This window comes from Pengzhenrongella sp. (assembly GCF_036565025.1).
GTDB lineage: Bacteria > Actinomycetota > Actinomycetes > Actinomycetales > Cellulomonadaceae > Pengzhenrongella.
Genome location: NZ_DATCNW010000381.1, coordinates 1 through 15,253, shown reverse-complemented (window position 1 = coordinate 15,253; position 15,253 = coordinate 1). Strand labels below are relative to the sequence as shown.

Genomic DNA, 15,253 nt, shown 5'->3' with positions numbered 1-15,253 from the left:
GGGTGAGAGGTGGTCGTCGACGTCGATTCGAGGGCGAGCTCTTGTCCTCAGAACGGCGACCTGTCACACGCTGAGCGGCATAGCCCGCGCGCTTGTTCTTTCGGAGGGGAACGTGGGGGCCTGCCCAACTGAACGGCATTGACCCTAACCCCGGGATCTTCGGGCACGATCGGATGCATGAACGCACCCCTGGGACAATGAGCGCCATGACCGACTCAGACGGATCCGTGCGCCGCCCGCGCCGCCCGGCGATGCTCGATCCGCGGGCGGCCGACGAGCTGCCCGGGGACACCGACCCGGCGCTGCGCTCGGAGATCGCGCACACGACCGCGGGCGCCATCGTGCATCAGGCGCGGGCCTCGGAGGACCCGCTGGTCGTCGAGCGGCTGGTCCGGCTGGTGGAGGCCGAGGGGCTCGACGTCGTCGCCGCGCTGTGGGCGGACAGCCCGCCCGGCACCCTTCCGGGTGCGTTGTGGCGGCTGTACGTGTTGCGCGAATGGGTACGCCGGGACCCGGCCACCGTGGCCGAGCGATTCCGCAGCGGGGTGGTCGCGGCCCAGGTGCCCGGAGTGGTCGCGGGCGTCGCGATGCACCCCGGTCCCGAGGACGTGCGCGCGGTCGCCGACGCCGTCCTGTCGGGCGTCTTCGCAGGTGACCTCGCGATCGCACTCGAGCGGGGCGCGGCCTTCTGCCGCGTGCTCGCGACCGGTGCGGCGTTCGACGCCGACGACGTCGACGACCTCGACCCCGTCGGCGCCCGCAGGCTGACCCGCGGCGCCTCGTCGCTGATCCGCACGGCCGAGGAGCTCGAGCTCGCCGCGGACCTCTGGAGACGCGACCGGCTCGACTGAGTCACGGGCGTGCGGTAGGGCTGCTCGGGTACAGTGGTCGACGACGTCGGGCCGCGGTAGCCCCGGGCTCCACATATCGCCGCTTCGAGCGGCCTTCGCGCCGACAGGCGCTTCCCGGTCCGGCGTCGTCCTCAGGGCGTCCCCCGCCACCTTGTGGACGCGCTGCGCGAGATCTTCGATATTGCGGGCTAGATGCGAGCCTGATTGCTGTCAGTGCTCGCCCCAGCGTCCCCCATCGGAGCCCCGCCCGTGCGCTTTCGCCTGACCCCGCGCGATACCTCCTTCTTTGATCTCCTGGCCGACTCCGCGGCGCATCTCGTGACCGGGGCGAACCTGCTCGCCGAGCTGCTCGGCGCCGACAAGCAGGGGCGCAAGGCGCTGAACAAGGAGCTCGCGCACGTCGAGCACCTGGCCGACGAGTCGACGCACTCGATCATGCGCCGGCTGAACCAGACGTTCGTGACGCCCTTCGACCGGGACGACATCTACAACCTCGCCTCCGCGCTGGACGACTGCATGGACTACATGGAGGAGGCCGGCGACCTCATCGTGCTGTACAAGCTCGACGAGCTGCCGGCCCGGGTCTCCGACCAGATCCAGGTCCTGCAGCGCTCCGCAGAGCTGACCGCGGACGCCATGCCGCGGCTCCGCTCGATGTCGGACCTCGCCGAGTACTGGGTCGAGGTGAACCGCCTGGAGAACCAGGCCGACAAGATCCACCGCAAGCTGCTCGCGCAGATGTTCGACGAGATCTCCGACCCCATCTACCTGATGAAGCTCAAGGAGGTCGTCGAGCGTCTCGAGGACGCGGCCGACGCGTTCGAGAAGGTCGCGAACACCGTCGAGACCATCGCGCTCAAGGAGTCCTGAGTCTCCGGTGGAGATGTTCCTTGTCCTCTTCGTGGTTGTCGTCGCCCTCGGGTTCGACTACACGAACGGGTTCCATGACGCTGCCAACGCGATCGCGACCTCGGTCTCGACCCGCGCGCTGACCCCCCGCGTCGCGCTCATCATGGCGGCGGTGTTCAACCTCATCGGCGCCTTCCTCGGCACCGCGGTCGCCGTCACGATCGGTTCCGGCATCATCGACATCGGGCCCGAGGCGGGGGTGCACGGGCTCACGATCGTGCTCGCCGGCCTGATCGGCGCGATCACCTGGAACCTCATCACATGGCGGCTCGGGCTGCCGTCGTCCTCGACGCACGCGCTGATCGGTGGCCTGACCGGTGCGGGCATCGCGTCCGCGACGACGGTGCACTGGAGCGTGATCCTCGACAAGGTCGTGCTGCCGATGCTGCTGTCGCCACTGGTCGGGTTCGCGCTGGCGTACGTGCTGATGGTCGGCGTGCTCTGGATCGTGCGGTCCATGGCGCCGGCCAAGACGATGCGCCGGTTCCGGCTCGCCCAGACGGCGTCGGCCGCCGCGATGTCGCTCGGGCACGGGCTCCAGGACGCGCAGAAGACCATGGGCGTCATCGTCCTGGCGCTGGTCGCCGGGGGGCTGCTGCCCGAGGGCAGCGACATCCCGCTGTGGGTCAAGCTCGCCTCGGCCAGCGCGATCTCGCTCGGCACGTACTCCGGCGGCTGGCGCATCATGCGCACGCTCGGGCGCAAGATCATCGAGCTCGACCCGGCTCGCGGCTTCGTCGCCGAGTCCGTCGCCGCGTCGGTGCTCTACGTGACGGCGTTCATCTTCCAGGCCCCGATCTCGACCACGCACACGATCACCTCGGCGATCATGGGCGTCGGCGCGACCCGCCGCCTGTCGGCCGTCCGCTGGGGCGTCGCGAAGAACATCGCGATCGCCTGGGTCCTCACGATCCCGATGGCCGGCCTGGTCGCCGCCCTGATGTACTTCGCACTGCGCCCCTTGCTCTCCTAGCCCCGATCCGACCTGTCAGTCATGCTCCGCCCTGGCGGGCGGCCCGTTCCGGGCTGGAAATGGCGACTTTCGATCTAGACATAGCGCGGTCCCTGGTGCGCGCTGGGGCTGACGGTCCCGAATCGACCCTGTGTCCGGTGGGCCCAGCGGCGCCTCGTGCTCGGTTCGTGCGCGTCGAGCGCTGGGTGTAGCGCTGGGTGTAGCGAGAGTGCACCTCCCGGTGCACGTTCGATACACCCAGACCTACACCCAGCCCCATTCCGGTGCGGCACTCGGTGCGCTGAGCCCAGCTCGCCGGCGAAGTCCGCGCGAGCCGACCCCGCAACACCGTCCAGGCCTCCGCGGTCGGCCGCACGGGCCCGAGTTCGCCGGTTCGACGACGAATTCGTCGGTCTCGATCGGCGAACTCGAATCCAACCGGCGAACTCGTCGATCGGAACGGCACCCGACCGGACCGGAGAGCAGGACCTCACACCCCGCCCCGACACCCCCTCGGGGCTTGCCCATTCCCCAAGAGAGTCAGCCCAGTGCGCACCGGAGCGCGCGGGGGGTCTGACGTCGGTGCGGGGTCAGGGGTGGTGGAGCTCGGTGGCGAGGACTCGGGGGCCGGCGGGGGTCTGGTTGACGTGGGCCACCAGGATGTGGCCGGGGCGCAGGAACGGGTCCTTGGTCGGCAGGCGCTTGGCCACCTGGCGCAGGGAGTGCTGGCCGAGGACGTCCAGGACCGTGGGCAGCACCGGGCGGTGGGTGCACACCACCTCGTCGTGCCCGGTCTCGAGCAGCCGGCGCACCTCGCCCGCGACCCGGCTCGGGGACCGTTCGTGCTCGGCCTCGGTCAGCTCGGAGTAGCCCGGGGTCAGGCCGGCCGCCTCGGCGTACGGCTCGATCGTGCTCGTGCACCGCTCCCAGGCGCTGGTCACCACGTCGCGCACCCCGAACGCCGCCAGCACCGGCACGAGCGCCACGGCCTGCGCGCGGCCGACCGGGGTCAGCGGGCGATCGGTCTCGTCACCGTCCCAGGACGACCGGGACACGGCCTTCGCGTGCCGCGCGACCACCAGGGCCGACGTCTCCAGGCGCCCCTTCGCGTGCAGCGCGACCAGCGCGGTCAGCGGGCCGGCGTCGGTTGCGCGGGTCAGGCTCTGCTCGGCCTTCTCCACGCTCATCCACGCGATGTCGTCGATCTCGTCGGTCGACGCCGGGGTGACCGGCAACCGGGCCGCCAGGGCCGGGGCGTCGTCGGGCCCCGCCACGCGCGCCGCCCAGTGGTGCACCCGCTTGGCCCGGCCGTCCGCCAGCCGGTAGTGCAGCCTCGGCAGCGGGGAACCGAGCACGACGGCGTGGCCCGTCTCCTCGTAGACCTCGCGGACCGCGGCGGTCGGGAACGCCTCGCCCAGGTCGACCTTTCCCTTGGGCCAGGACCAGTCCTGGTAGCGCGGCCGGTGCACGAGCAGCACCTCGATCGCGTGCTCGCCGACCCGCCAGACGACCGCACCGGCCGCCTCGACGCGTCGCTGGGGCGGTGGGTTGGTGCTCACCGGGTGCGGGCCGGGCGCCGGCGCTGTGCGATGTGCCAGGCCTGCAGGTCGAGCAGCGGCTCGCCCAGCTCGTCGACGCTGTGCCGGACCCAGGTGCCGTCCGGCTGCAGGTGCCAGGAGGAGGTTCCGTCGTCCATCGCGCGGTCGTTCAGGTCCACCAGCTCGGTGACCTCGTCCGGGCTGATGATCCGGATGAGCGTCTCGACGCGGCGCTCCAGGTTGCGGTGCATGAGGTCGGCCGAACCGATGTAGACCTCCGGGCCGTCCCCCTCGGAGTCGGCGAACGCGAAGATGCGCGAGTGCTCGAGGAACCGCCCGAGGACCGAGCGCACCCGGATCGTCTCGCTCAGCCCGGGCACGCCCGGGCGCACCGAGCAGATCCCGCGCACCACGAGGTCGATCGGCACGCCCACCTGGGACGCCCGGTACAGCGCGTCGATGACCGCCTCGTCGACGACGGAGTTGACCTTGATCTTGATCCAGGCCGGGCGGCCCGCGAGGTGCGCGGCCGCCTCCCGGTCGATCCGCTCGATCAGGCCCGACCGCATCGAGCGCGGCGCGACGAGCAGCCGGTGGAACCGGGTGTTCGGGGCGTAGCCGCTGAGCTGGTTGAACAGCCGCGTGAGGTCCTGCCCGACGTCGAGGTCGCAGGTCAGCAGCCCGTGGTCGGTGTACAGGCGGGCGGTCTTCGGGTTGTAGTTGCCGGTGCCGACGTGGCAGTACCGGCGCAGCCCGTCCGACTCCTGGCGCACCACCAGGCTCAGCTTGCAGTGCGTCTTGAGCCCGACGATCCCGTACACCACGTGCACGCCCGCCTGCTCGAGCTTGCGGGCCCAGGAGATGTTGGCCTGCTCGTCGAACCGCGCCTTGATCTCGACCAGGGCGAGGACCTGCTTGCCGGCCTCGGCCGCGTCGATCAGGGAGTCCACGATCGGGGAGTCGCCCGACGTGCGGTACAGGGTCTGCTTGATCGCGAGCACGTCCGGGTCGGCGGCGGCCTGCGCGAGGAACGTCTGGACCGAGGTGGAGAACGAGTCGTACGGGTGGTGCAGCAGGACGTCGTTCTCGCGGATCGCGGCGAAGATGTCGGTCGGCTTGGCGCTCTCGACCTCGGCCAGCTGGCGGTGCGTGGTCGGCACGAAGCGCGGGAAGGTCAGGTCGCTGCGGTCCAGGTCGGCGATCAGGTTCAGGCCGGTCAGGTCGAGCGGGGCCGGCAGCTCGTACACCTCGTGCTCCGAGACGCCCAGCTCGCGGACCAGCAGGTCACGGATGCGCGGCTGGATCTGCTCGGCGAGCTCCAGGCGGACCGGCGGACCGAACCGGCGCCGCAGCAGCTCCTTCTCCATGGCCTGCAGGAGGTTCTCGGCGTCGTCCTCCTCGACCTCGACGTCCTCGTTGCGGGTGACCCGGAACGTGTGGTGCTCGAGCACCTCCATGCCGGGGAACAGGTGGTCGAGGTGCTGGGCGATGACGTCCTCGACGGGCACGAACGACATCGGGCCCTTCTTCACCGAGCCGGCCTGCGGGCCCGGCGCGCTCGGCCGCCCGCGGGCGTCGACCGCGATGAACCGGGGCAGCAGCGGCGGGACCTTGACGCGCGCGAAGTGCTCCTTGCCGGTGACCGGGTTGAGCACGACGACGGCGAGGTTGAGCGAGAGCCCGGAGATGTACGGGAACGGGTGCGCCGGGTCGACGGCGAGCGGGGTCAGCACCGGGAAGATCTGCTTGCGGAAGAACTTGTGCAGTCGTTCGTGCTCCGCGGGCGCGAGCTCGTCCCAGTGCACGAGCGTGATGCCCTCGGCGGCCAGCGCCGGCTGGACCTGCTCGGCGAAGACCCGCGCATGGCGGTCCATCAGGTCGTGCGCGCGCTCGCCGATGGCCTCGAGCACCTGCCGCGGGCTCAGGCCCGACGCCGCGGTCACCGCGAGCCCGGTCGCGATGCGCCGCTTGAGGCCGGCCACCCGGACCATGAAGAACTCGTCGAGGTTGGAGGCGAAGATCGCCAGGAACCGCACCCGCTCGAGCAGCGGCTGGTGCGGGTCCTCGGCCAGCTCGAGCACCCGCTGGTTGAACGCGAGCCAGCTGAGCTCGCGGTCCGCGAACCGGTCCGCGGGCAGCGGGTCGGCAATGTCCAGCGCGGCGAGCACGTCGGGCTCGGGCTCGCGCGCGTGCGCGACGTCGGGCACCGGGCCCGCGACGGCATGGATGGGCGGGGTGCGAACCTTGACGGGCGCGGAGCGGGGACGCGACTGCTCAGTCATCGCCCCATCGTGCCACCGTTGGGTGAACGGACGGTGTCAGCAACTGCTAATTGTTCGGTGTGCTTTGGGCGCTCTGTTGCGCGCTTTGGTAGTCGCAACGGTCAGCCGAACTGCACGTCGACGCCCTCGCGCCCGAAGCCCGCCCGGGTGTACGCCCGGATCGCGATCTCGTTGTCGCCGTCCGTGTACAGGATCGCCCGGGTCAGCCCGCGGCCGGCCAGGTACTCCAGCCCGCGCCGCGTGAGCGCACCGCCGAGCCCGAGCCCCTGGGCGTCCGGATCGACCCCGACCACGTAGATCTCCCCGACGTGCCCGTGCGTGCTCCCCGCGGGGTGCACCTTGGTCCACACCGAGCCGAGCAGCACGCCGTCGCGCTCGGCGAGCAGGAACCCCGCCGGGTCGAACCAGGGCTCGGCCATCCGTGCCGCCAGGTCCTCGCGCGTGATGCGACCCTGCTCGGGGTGGTGCGCGAACGCCCGCGCGTTCGCTCGCCGCCACGCGTCCTCGTCCTGCCCGGGCACGAACGCGCGCACGACGACGCCGTGCGGCGCCCTCGCGGTGCTGGTGGGGGCCGCCGTGAGGTCCAGGCTCATCAGCCACAGCTCGCGCACGACGCCGAGGCCGGCGCTCGCGGCCAGCGCGCGCGCGGCGGGCAGGTCCCCGTGCGCCCATACCGAGAACCGGCGCCCGCCCGGGTCGCCGGACCGGTCGTCCGTGGCGATGGCGCGGGCGGCGTCCAGCAGCATCCGCCCGACGCCGCGCCGTCGGGCCTGCGGGGCGACCGCCAGCTCCGCGGTCGCCGAACCGGGCGCGCCCAGGTCGAGCTGGGCGTACCCGGCGAGCACATCGTCGTCGGCGGTGCGAGCGAGCAGGTGCACGATCGGCGCGTCGGCCGTCAGGCTCAGCAGCGGCTGCTCGGAGAGCGGGGCGACGCCGTCGGCCGCCTGCGCGTCCGACGCCAGGGCGCGGACCTGGTCCGCGGTGCCCGGGTCCAACGGTCCGGAGTGGGCGAGGGGAGCGAGGCGCGTCATGCGGGCCATCCCATCACGTGCGTCAGGTGCGGCGCAGGGCTCCCGCGGGGAGGTTGGCCGGTTCGCCGGACTCGCGGGTGACCGGCCAGTCCGCGTACTCGGCGCCGCCGCGTACCCCCGGCGCCGTCTCCGGCAGCAGGATCAGGCACACGACGCTGATCGCGATCAGGGCCGAGACGTAGATCCCGACCCCGGTCACCGATCCGCCGCCCGCGACGAGCAGTGCGGTGGCGACCACCGTTCGAGCACGATCGCGGACTTCTGCCCGAGATAATTCGAGTACGCCACCAGGAAGACCGTGTAGAACGGGAACACCGCCGCCTCGACGACCTTCGACCCCATGCCCAGGAACGTCACCCGGCGGTGGTCGGACAGGATGACCTTGACCGGGGCCTTCTGGTGGGCCTGCTCGGCCTTCGCGGCCTTGAACGTCGCGGACTCGTCCAGGTGCAGCCGGATGTACAGGCCCACCGCGACGACGATCGCGCTCAGCAGGAACGCCGATGCGCGAGCCCCAGGCGTGGAACTGCTCGTCCGAGAGTTGCGTGGTCAGCAGCGCGAACAGCCCTGTCGGGATCAGGTACGCGGCGGGCGAACCCATCTGGACGAAGCCCGCGTACAGCCCCCGGCGCCGCGGCGGGGCCGCCTCCGCGGTCAGCAGCACGGCGCCGCCCTGCTCGCCGCCGACGCCGAAGCCCTGGATCAGCCGGACGAGCACGAGGATGGCCGCGGCCCACAGGCCGATGGACTGGTAGATGGGCACCAGCCCGATGGCGAACGTGCCCATCGGAGGTGATCAGCAGCGTGAAGACCAGCGCCTTCTTGCGCCCGATCTTGTCGCCGATGTGACCCCAGACAATCCCGCCCAGCGCCCGCGCGAAGAATCCGACGGCGTAGGTGGAGAAGGCGGCGAGGGTGCCGACGAGCGGATCCACCTCCGGGAAGAAGATCTTGTGGAACACCAGCGCGGAGGCGGTGCCGTAGATGAAGAAGTCGTAGTCTTCGGCAATCGTCCCCACGGGGGACGCCAGCACGGTCTTGCGCAATTGCTTCGGGTCAGGGATTTCGTTGCGTGGGGCCGTCGTGCCCGCCGTCGTGCTCGGACCCGGATTGTCCACGGTCGGCTCTCCTGCTTCTGTGCAGCTCGAGTGGGTGCACGCGCGTGACGCGCCTCGATTTTGACTGCCATACAAGCGCTACCATATGAGATTGTCAAGGGTTGGAGCACCTCGAGCGAGGGAATTGCGTCGCCGGTAATTCCGGATCGGTCACCGTTCGTGGCAGGTTTGTCCGGTGACGGACTCAGCTGGCGGACGCGTGGACGTCGTCGTCATCGGAGCCGGGCAGGCGGGGCTGTCCGCCGCCCATCACCTGCGCCGCACCGGGTTTCCCGCGCGTGCACCGGGTCGTCCCGCGGCCGCAGGCGCACTCACCGGCGGGTTCGTGGTGCTCGACGACGCCCCCGCGCCCGGCGGTGCCTGGCAGCACCGGTGGGACTCGCTGCGGATGCGCAACGCGCACGGCGTGCACGAGCTGCCCGGGCTGGACCTGCCGCCGGCCGACCCCGACGAGCGGGCCTCGGTCGCCGTGGCGCGCTACTTCGCGCAGTACGAGCGCCTGTTCGAGCTGCCGGTGGCCCGCCCGGTCCGGGTCCGGGCGGTGCGCGACGTCGGCGGCCCGGACCGGCTGCTCGCGGTGGACACCGACCGCGGGCAGTGGCTCACCCGTGCGGTGATCAACGCGACGGGCACCTGGCAGAAGCCGTTCTGGCCGAGCTACCCCGGTCGCGACACCTTTGCGGGGGAGCAGCTGCACACGCACGACTACCGGTCCGCCGGGGACTTCCTCGGCCGGCACGTCGTCGTCGTGGGCGGGGGCACGTCGGCCGTGCAGCTGCTGCTGGAGATCGCGGACATCACGACCACGACCTGGGTCACCCGCCGCCCGCCGGAGTTCCTCGCCCGCGCGTTCGACGAGGAGTGGGGGCGCGCCGTCGTCGCCCGCGTCGACGAGCGCACCCGCGCGGGCCTGCCGCCGCAGAGCGTGGTGGGCGTGACGGGCCTGCCGCTCACCGAGGAGTACCAGCGCGGCATCGACCGCGGCATCCTGGTTCGGCTGCCGATGTTCGAGCGCGTCGTGCCCGACGGCATGGTGTGGGCCGACCGCGACGTGCCGCCCGCGCCGGAGCACCTGCGCGCCGACGTGCTGCTGTGGGCGACGGGCTTCCGGTCCGGCCTGGACCACCTCACGCCGCTCGGCCTGCGCACCCGCGGCGGCGGCATCGTGATGGACGGCACCGAGGTCGTCGCCGACCCCCGCCTCCAGCTGGTCGGCTACGGCCCCAGCGCCAGCACCATCGGCGCCAACCGTGCCGGCCGCGAGGCGGTCCGCAACCTCCGCCGCCACCTCTCCCTCTGACCCCGCCCCACGTCAGCCCGAGCGCGGTCCCTGGCGCGCGCAGCGACTGACACATGTGGGGCACTTCGAGTTGTCAGCCGATGCGCGGTCCCTGGCGTGCGCTGGGACTGACACAACTTGGGGGCTACTGCGGGAAGTGGGCGGAGACGAAGACGAGGCCGTAGGGGATGCCTGTTCTGGCCATGGTCCAGTTGTGGTGCAGGTTCGGCTCGTCGCGGAACAGGACGTCCTGGCCGCGGGCGCGCAGCTGGGCGGTGAGCGTGGCGGTCTCGCTGCCGTCGCCGCCGCGGGCCTCCTGACCGATGTCGAGGAACGTCGGGACCGGGTGCGCGAACCGCATGGTCGGCAGATACCGCCCGGGGGAGCGCGCGTCGAACTGCGCCTGGGTGCGCAGCATCGTGCGCCCGCCCGAGCCCGGGTTGTTGTACGGCTCGAGCGCGATGATCGCGCCGAACAGCTCCTGGTGGCGCAGGCCCTGATCGATCGCGCAGAACCCGCCGGCGGACATCCCGCCGATCACGCGGTGCCGCCAGTCCGCACGCGTCGGGTAGTGCCGATCGACCCACGGCACGACGACGTCGTCCAGGTACGTCTCGACCTGCGACCCGCCGCGGTCGGAGTTCAGGCACTCGGTGTCGTCCTGCTCGCGACCGTTGACGTCCGGCGCGACGACGATCATCGGCCGCACCAGATGGTGCGCGATCAGCACGTCCATCACGTGCGCGACGTTCCCGCCGGTGAACCAGTTGGCCGACTCCCCCGGCGTGCCGTGCACCAGGTAGACGACGGGGTACCGCACGGTCCCTGCGGGGTCGTAGCCGGGCGGGGTGTAGATCCACGTCGTCGATTGCGGGATGTCGAGTGCGGGCGGCGCCGGGACCGTGCGGCCCGTGACGATCCCGGCGGGGGTCCCGGAGATCGAGCGCTGGTGGTCCCCGGTGAGCAGCCACCAGGCGGCCGAGACGCTGGGGATGTAGCTGGCGTAGGTGTTGACCGCGAAGCCCGACGCGACGAGCAGCGTGAGCACCGCGCCCACGACCACGTGCCAGCGACGCCGGATCCCCAGCGGACCAGCGGCGCGGACCGCCCGCTCGCCGCGGCCGCGTGAACGGTTCGCGCCGCGCCGCGCAGCCACCACGACCAGCACGACGCCGAGCGCGGCGAGCACCGCCGGCGGCCACCAGGTGCCGAGCCAGTCCGCGCCGATGCGCAGCTCGGCGAGCACGGCGTGCGGCAGGATCGACGCGGTCTGGGGTCGAGGCTCGAGCATCCCTCGACCTCCCTCCCGCGCCGTCACCCCGCGCTCGATCGCGCGTCAGCCACTTCTGCGGCGGTGAGAGTTTACCGGGGGTCGTCGGTCCTGCCCGAGCAGGGGCCCGTCCGGCCTTCAGTCCTCGGAGCCGGCGACCGGCGTGTCCAAGCCCTGCGCGATGAGGTCCATCACGGACGAGTCCGCGAGGGTCGTCGCGTCACCGACCTCGCGATGCTCGGCGATGTCCCGGAGCAGGCGCCGCATGATCTTGCCCGAACGCGTCTTGGGCAGCTCCTGCACCACGAGGATCCGGCGCGGCTTGGCGATCGGCCCGATCTCCTTCGCGACGTGCGCCCGCAGCTCCTCGACCGTGCCCTCGTCCTGGACCGCTCCCCCGCGCAGGATCACGAACGCCACCACGACCTGCCCGGTCGTCTCGTCGTTCGCGCCGACGACGGCGGCCTCGGCCACCGACGGGTGCGAGACCAGGGCCGACTCGATCTCGGCCGTGCTCAGCCGGTGCCCGGACACGTTCATCACGTCGTCGACCCGGCCGAGCAGCCAGATGTCGCCGTCGTCGTCCTTCTTGGCGCCGTCGCCCGCGAAGTAGATGCCGGCGAAGCGCGACCAGTAGGTGTCCTGGTACCGCTCCATGTCGCCCCAGATCCCGCGCAGCATCGCGGGCCACGGCTGGGAGAGCACGAGGTAGCCGCCGCCCCCGTTCGGGACCGGCTTGCCCTCGTCGTCCACGACGTCGGCGCTGATGCCGGGCAGCGGGGCCTGCGCGGCGCCCGGCTTGAGGGTCGTCGCGCCGGGCAGTGGGGAGATCATGATCGCGCCGGTCTCGGTCTGCCACCACGTGTCGACGATGGGAGTGCGGTCCGCGCCGATGACCCGGCGGTACCACATCCAGGCCTCCGGGTTGATGGGCTCCCCGACGCTGCCGAGCACGCGCAGCGAGGACAGGTCGTGCCCGCCGGGGAACTCGTCGCCCCACTTCATGCAGGTGCGGATCGCGGTGGGTGCCGTGTACAAGATGGAGACCTTGTACTTCTCGACGATCTCCCACCAGCGGTCGCGCTTCGGGGTGTCCGGGGTGCCCTCGTACATCACCTGCGTCGCGCCGTTCACGAGCGGGCCGTAGGCGATGTACGTGTGGCCGGTGACCCAGCCGACGTCGGCCGTGCACCAGTAGACGTCCGTCGCGGGCTTGAGGTCGAACACGTTGAGGTGGGTGTACGCGGCCTGGGTCAGGTAGCCGCCCGTGGTGTGGAAGATGCCCTTGGGCTTCCCGGTCGTGCCCGACGTGTACAGGATGAACAGCGGGTGCTCGGCCTCGACCCAGACCGGGGTGTGCTCCGCCGACGCCGCCTCCAGGGCGTCGTGCCACCACACGTCGCGCCCTTGCGTGAACGGCACGTCCTGGCCGGTCCGGCGCACCACGAGCACGTGCTCGACCGACGTCGGCCCCTTCGCCAGAGCCTCGTCGACGGCCGGCTTGAGGGCGGTCGGCGAGCCCCGGCGGTAGCCGCCGTCGGCCGTGATCACGAGCTTGGCCTGCGCGTCGTCGATCCGGGAGTGCAGCGCCTCGGCCGAGAAGCCGCCGAACACCACCGAGTGCGGCGCGCCGATCCGGGCGCACGCGAGCATCGCGATGACGGCCTCGGGGATCATCGGCAGGTACACCGCGACCCGGTCACCCGTCGCGACGCCGAGGGCGAGCAGGGCGTTCGCGGCCCGCGAGACCTCGCCCTGGAGGTCCGCGTAGGTGATCGTGCGGGTGTCGCCGGGCTCGCCCTCGAAGTGGATCGCCACGCGGTCGCCGTCGCCGGCCTCGACGTGCCGGTCCACCGCGTTGTAGCAGGCGTTCAGCGAGCCGTCCGCGAACCAGCGCGCGACGGGCGCGTTCGACCAGTCGAGCACCTCGGTGAACGGTTCGTGCCAGGAGATCAGCTCGGTGGCCTGCTCACCCCAGAAATGTTCCGGGTCGGCCGCTGCCCACGCGTAGAGCTCCTTGTGGGCGTTGGCCTGCGCCCGGAACTCGGGCGTCGGCGGGAAGCGCCGGTCCTCCGTGGAGAGGTTTTCGAGGCTGGATGAGGTAGGTGAGTCCGTGGTCACAGTTCCTCCGGCGCAGCGGCAGTGGTGCACGAGTTCGGGTGGCAGACCCGCTGTCTGAAGACTGTAGTGCGGCGCCGCGACGCAGGTCAGGAAGCGCGGCTGCGTTCGCGGAAGGCGCCGAGCGCGAGGCCCCTGCGCTTCACGATCGAGAACGCCATCGCGGCGGCGAGCAGCATGATCCCGAGCACGAACAGCCCGCCCGTCGTGCCCACGGAGATGGAGTTCAGCACGCTGGCGCGGTTCTGCTCGGTCGCCAGGATGTTCACGGTCTGGCGGTGCGCCTCGACCGGCGCGAAGAGGTAGGCGGCGCCGATGACGACGGCGACCAGCCCGCCGGTGAACGGCGCCATGGGGGTCCACAGGCCGAACAGGACGACGCACGCGGCGACGAGGGCGCCGAGGGTGACCAGGATGATCCCGAGCGCGTCCGGGCTGACCGTGTCCTTGCCCAGGCCGCCGGCGAGGATGCGGGACTGGCCGAGCACGATGAGGAAGATGGCGAGCAGGGTCGCGACGAGCCCGACCACGATGCCGAGCAGGTGGCCGCCGAAGCCCGTCGTGTGCGGGCCGGTGGGGACCGGGAACGTGTCGCTGCGCTCGCGGTCGCGGTGCGCTCCGCCCTCGTGCGGGGCGCTGTCGCCGACGGTGGCCGGGCCCTGCGGCGCGGTGGATGCGGGAACGGTTGCGGGCTCGATCCGCGGTTCTTCGTGCTCCTGGGTGCTCATCGGTGCTCCTCTCGTGGCGACGGGCGTCCGTTGGGCGTCGCCTGTCAGCGTCTACGGCGGCCGCAGCATAACCACTGATCAAACGCTACGACTGCACGGCCCCCGCCGCACCCCGCGAGCCGGCCGCGTTTTGCAAACAAGGCCGCGTTCTGCAAAGTCCCGGAGTTCGCAGAACAGCGGGAAGTTTGCAGAACGCGGCTGGGAGTCAGTGGGTGAGGGTTGCCAGGGGGGTGGCGGCGTCTTGCGCGGGGCGGGGGGTCGGGAGGTTGGCACGGCGTCCGGCGATGGTCGCGTAGGCGGCTCCGACGACGATCGCGCCGCCCACCAGGTTGCCCAGGCCGACGACGAGCAGGTTGTGGCCGAAGTCGGCGAGCCCGGCGTGCGGCAGGCCGCCGATGACGCCGAGCGAGAACGTCGTCATGTTCGCGACGACGTGCTCGAAGCCCGAGGTGATGAAGGCGAGCAGGCACCAGAAGATCACGAGCAGCTGGGCGCCCTCGGACTTCAGCCGCACCGCGGACCAGATCGCGAGGCAGACGAGCATGTTGCAGAGCACGCCGCGCCAGAAGAGCTGACCGGAACCCTCCTCCGACTTCGCGAGCAGCATCTTGGCGATCATCGCCCCGCCGGGCGTCTCGGGCGCGAGCACCCCGGAGGCGTGCACCATCGCGGCGAACACGGCGGCCCCGACGAGGTTGCCGACGAAGGAGAACAGCAGGGTGCGGGTCGCCGCGACCCAGCTGATCGAGCGGCCGATCACACCCTGCGTGAGCGTCATCATGTTCGACGTCGCGAGCTCCCCGCCCGCGGCGACGACGAGGGTGAGCGCGACCCCGAAGACGAGGCCCTGGACGAGTTTGGTCCAGGGCGAGTTGGCGGCCATCAGCGGACCGGCCGCGGTCACCATGAGCACCACGGCCACCCCGATGTACGCGCCGGCGAGCGCCGCCTGCACCGTGTAGGCGATCGGGCGGCGGGTGTAGGACACCTTGTTCGCGGCCGTGCGAACCTGTTCGTCCATGGCCTCAGCGATAGTCAGCACCCCGCAACTGTGCCGCACCGGACCGGGCACCTCGTGGGACCTTCCTAGGACCAAGCCGCGAATCCGTCCAGCAGAATGCCCCGCGGATCCGCGCCCAATTACCCGCAACGTCCGAGCGTTGACGTCCTATAGGAC

General features: G+C 71.5%; 13 protein-coding genes and 1 pseudogene. 4 read left to right on the top strand and 10 right to left on the bottom strand.

Annotated elements, in window-relative coordinates:
* The first annotated feature begins 251 nt into the window (after positions 1 to 251).
* The 3 genes from VIM26_RS21760 to VIM26_RS21750 all read left to right on the top strand — a co-directional run bounded on the left by VIM26_RS21760 (position 252) and on the right by VIM26_RS21750 (position 2,733).
* The gene (locus tag VIM26_RS21760; RefSeq protein ID WP_331955170.1) at positions 252 to 851 is read left to right on the top strand and encodes a hypothetical protein; all 600 of its coding nucleotides are present in this window, start codon (positions 252 to 254) and stop codon (positions 849 to 851) included.
* A gap of 249 nt (positions 852 to 1,100) precedes the next feature.
* Positions 1,101 to 1,721, top strand: coding sequence for a DUF47 domain-containing protein (locus tag VIM26_RS21755; protein WP_331955168.1), 621 nt, complete (start codon positions 1,101 to 1,103; stop codon positions 1,719 to 1,721).
* Positions 1,722 to 1,728: 7 nt separating this feature from the next.
* Complete coding sequence (locus VIM26_RS21750) at positions 1,729 to 2,733, top strand: inorganic phosphate transporter (protein ID WP_331955166.1); 1,005 nt, start codon at positions 1,729 to 1,731, stop codon at positions 2,731 to 2,733.
* A gap of 569 nt (positions 2,734 to 3,302) precedes the next feature.
* Here the strand turns inward: VIM26_RS21750 and VIM26_RS21745 are convergent.
* The 6 genes and pseudogenes from VIM26_RS21745 to VIM26_RS21720 all read right to left on the bottom strand — a co-directional run.
* On the bottom strand, positions 3,303 to 4,271 hold the full coding sequence (locus tag VIM26_RS21745) for an NUDIX hydrolase (RefSeq protein ID WP_331955164.1): 969 nt from the start codon (positions 4,269 to 4,271) through the stop codon (positions 3,303 to 3,305).
* Complete coding sequence (locus tag VIM26_RS21740; protein WP_331955162.1) at positions 4,268 to 6,532, bottom strand: RNA degradosome polyphosphate kinase; 2,265 nt, start codon at positions 6,530 to 6,532, stop codon at positions 4,268 to 4,270. Before VIM26_RS21740 ends, VIM26_RS21745 begins: the two co-directional genes overlap by 4 nt.
* A gap of 101 nt (positions 6,533 to 6,633) precedes the next feature.
* Positions 6,634 to 7,563, bottom strand: coding sequence for a mycothiol synthase (gene mshD, locus VIM26_RS21735; RefSeq protein WP_331955160.1), 930 nt, complete (start codon positions 7,561 to 7,563; stop codon positions 6,634 to 6,636).
* Positions 7,564 to 7,585: 22 nt separating this feature from the next.
* Entirely contained in the window at positions 7,586 to 7,801 is a 216-nt protein-coding gene (locus VIM26_RS21730; protein WP_331955174.1) for a hypothetical protein, read from the bottom strand.
* Entirely contained in the window at positions 7,759 to 8,034 is a 276-nt protein-coding gene (locus VIM26_RS21725) for a hypothetical protein (protein ID WP_331955172.1), read from the bottom strand. Before VIM26_RS21725 ends, VIM26_RS21730 begins: the two co-directional genes overlap by 43 nt.
* A gap of 139 nt (positions 8,035 to 8,173) precedes the next feature.
* Positions 8,174 to 8,350 (bottom strand): annotated as a pseudogene (locus VIM26_RS21720) (MFS transporter); the annotation flags it as partial.
* 506 nt (positions 8,351 to 8,856) lie between these two features.
* On the opposite strand from VIM26_RS21720, the gene VIM26_RS21715 reads away from it, so the two are divergent.
* Positions 8,857 to 9,981: an NAD(P)-binding domain-containing protein gene (locus tag VIM26_RS21715; RefSeq protein WP_331955158.1), complete on the top strand. Its 1,125-nt coding sequence runs from the start codon at positions 8,857 to 8,859 to the stop codon at positions 9,979 to 9,981.
* A 124-nt stretch (positions 9,982 to 10,105) separates the two neighbouring features.
* Here the strand turns inward: VIM26_RS21715 and VIM26_RS21710 are convergent, their stop codons facing one another.
* The 4 genes from VIM26_RS21710 to VIM26_RS21695 all read right to left on the bottom strand — a co-directional run bounded on the left by VIM26_RS21710 (position 10,106) and on the right by VIM26_RS21695 (position 15,118).
* On the bottom strand, positions 10,106 to 11,251 hold the full coding sequence (locus VIM26_RS21710) for an alpha/beta hydrolase (protein WP_331955156.1): 1,146 nt from the start codon (positions 11,249 to 11,251) through the stop codon (positions 10,106 to 10,108).
* 117 nt (positions 11,252 to 11,368) lie between these two features.
* Positions 11,369 to 13,351, bottom strand: a complete 1,983-nt coding sequence (acs, locus tag VIM26_RS21705; protein WP_331955154.1) for an acetate--CoA ligase — start codon at positions 13,349 to 13,351, stop codon at positions 11,369 to 11,371.
* Between the two features lie 86 nt (positions 13,352 to 13,437).
* The gene (locus VIM26_RS21700) at positions 13,438 to 14,076 is read right to left on the bottom strand and encodes a hypothetical protein (RefSeq protein WP_331955152.1); all 639 of its coding nucleotides are present in this window, start codon (positions 14,074 to 14,076) and stop codon (positions 13,438 to 13,440) included.
* Positions 14,077 to 14,281: 205 nt separating this feature from the next.
* The gene (locus VIM26_RS21695) at positions 14,282 to 15,118 is read right to left on the bottom strand and encodes a formate/nitrite transporter family protein (protein ID WP_331955150.1); all 837 of its coding nucleotides are present in this window, start codon (positions 15,116 to 15,118) and stop codon (positions 14,282 to 14,284) included.
* Between the last annotated feature and the right edge of the window lie 135 nt (positions 15,119 to 15,253).

What these genes read in the sequence shown, in the direction of transcription:
- VIM26_RS21710 (WP_331955156.1), bottom strand. Translation starts at nt 11,251, where the DNA reads ATGCTCGAGCCTCGACCCCAGACCGCGTCGATCCTGCCGCACGCCGTG.
- VIM26_RS21700 (WP_331955152.1), bottom strand. Translation starts at nt 14,076, where the DNA reads ATGAGCACCCAGGAGCACGAAGAACCGCGGATCGAGCCCGCAACCGTT.
- mshD (WP_331955160.1), bottom strand. Translation starts at nt 7,563, where the DNA reads ATGACGCGCCTCGCTCCCCTCGCCCACTCCGGACCGTTGGACCCGGGC.
- VIM26_RS21760 (WP_331955170.1), top strand. Translation starts at nt 252, where the DNA reads ATGCTCGATCCGCGGGCGGCCGACGAGCTGCCCGGGGACACCGACCCG.
- VIM26_RS21740 (WP_331955162.1), bottom strand. Translation starts at nt 6,532, where the DNA reads ATGACTGAGCAGTCGCGTCCCCGCTCCGCGCCCGTCAAGGTTCGCACC.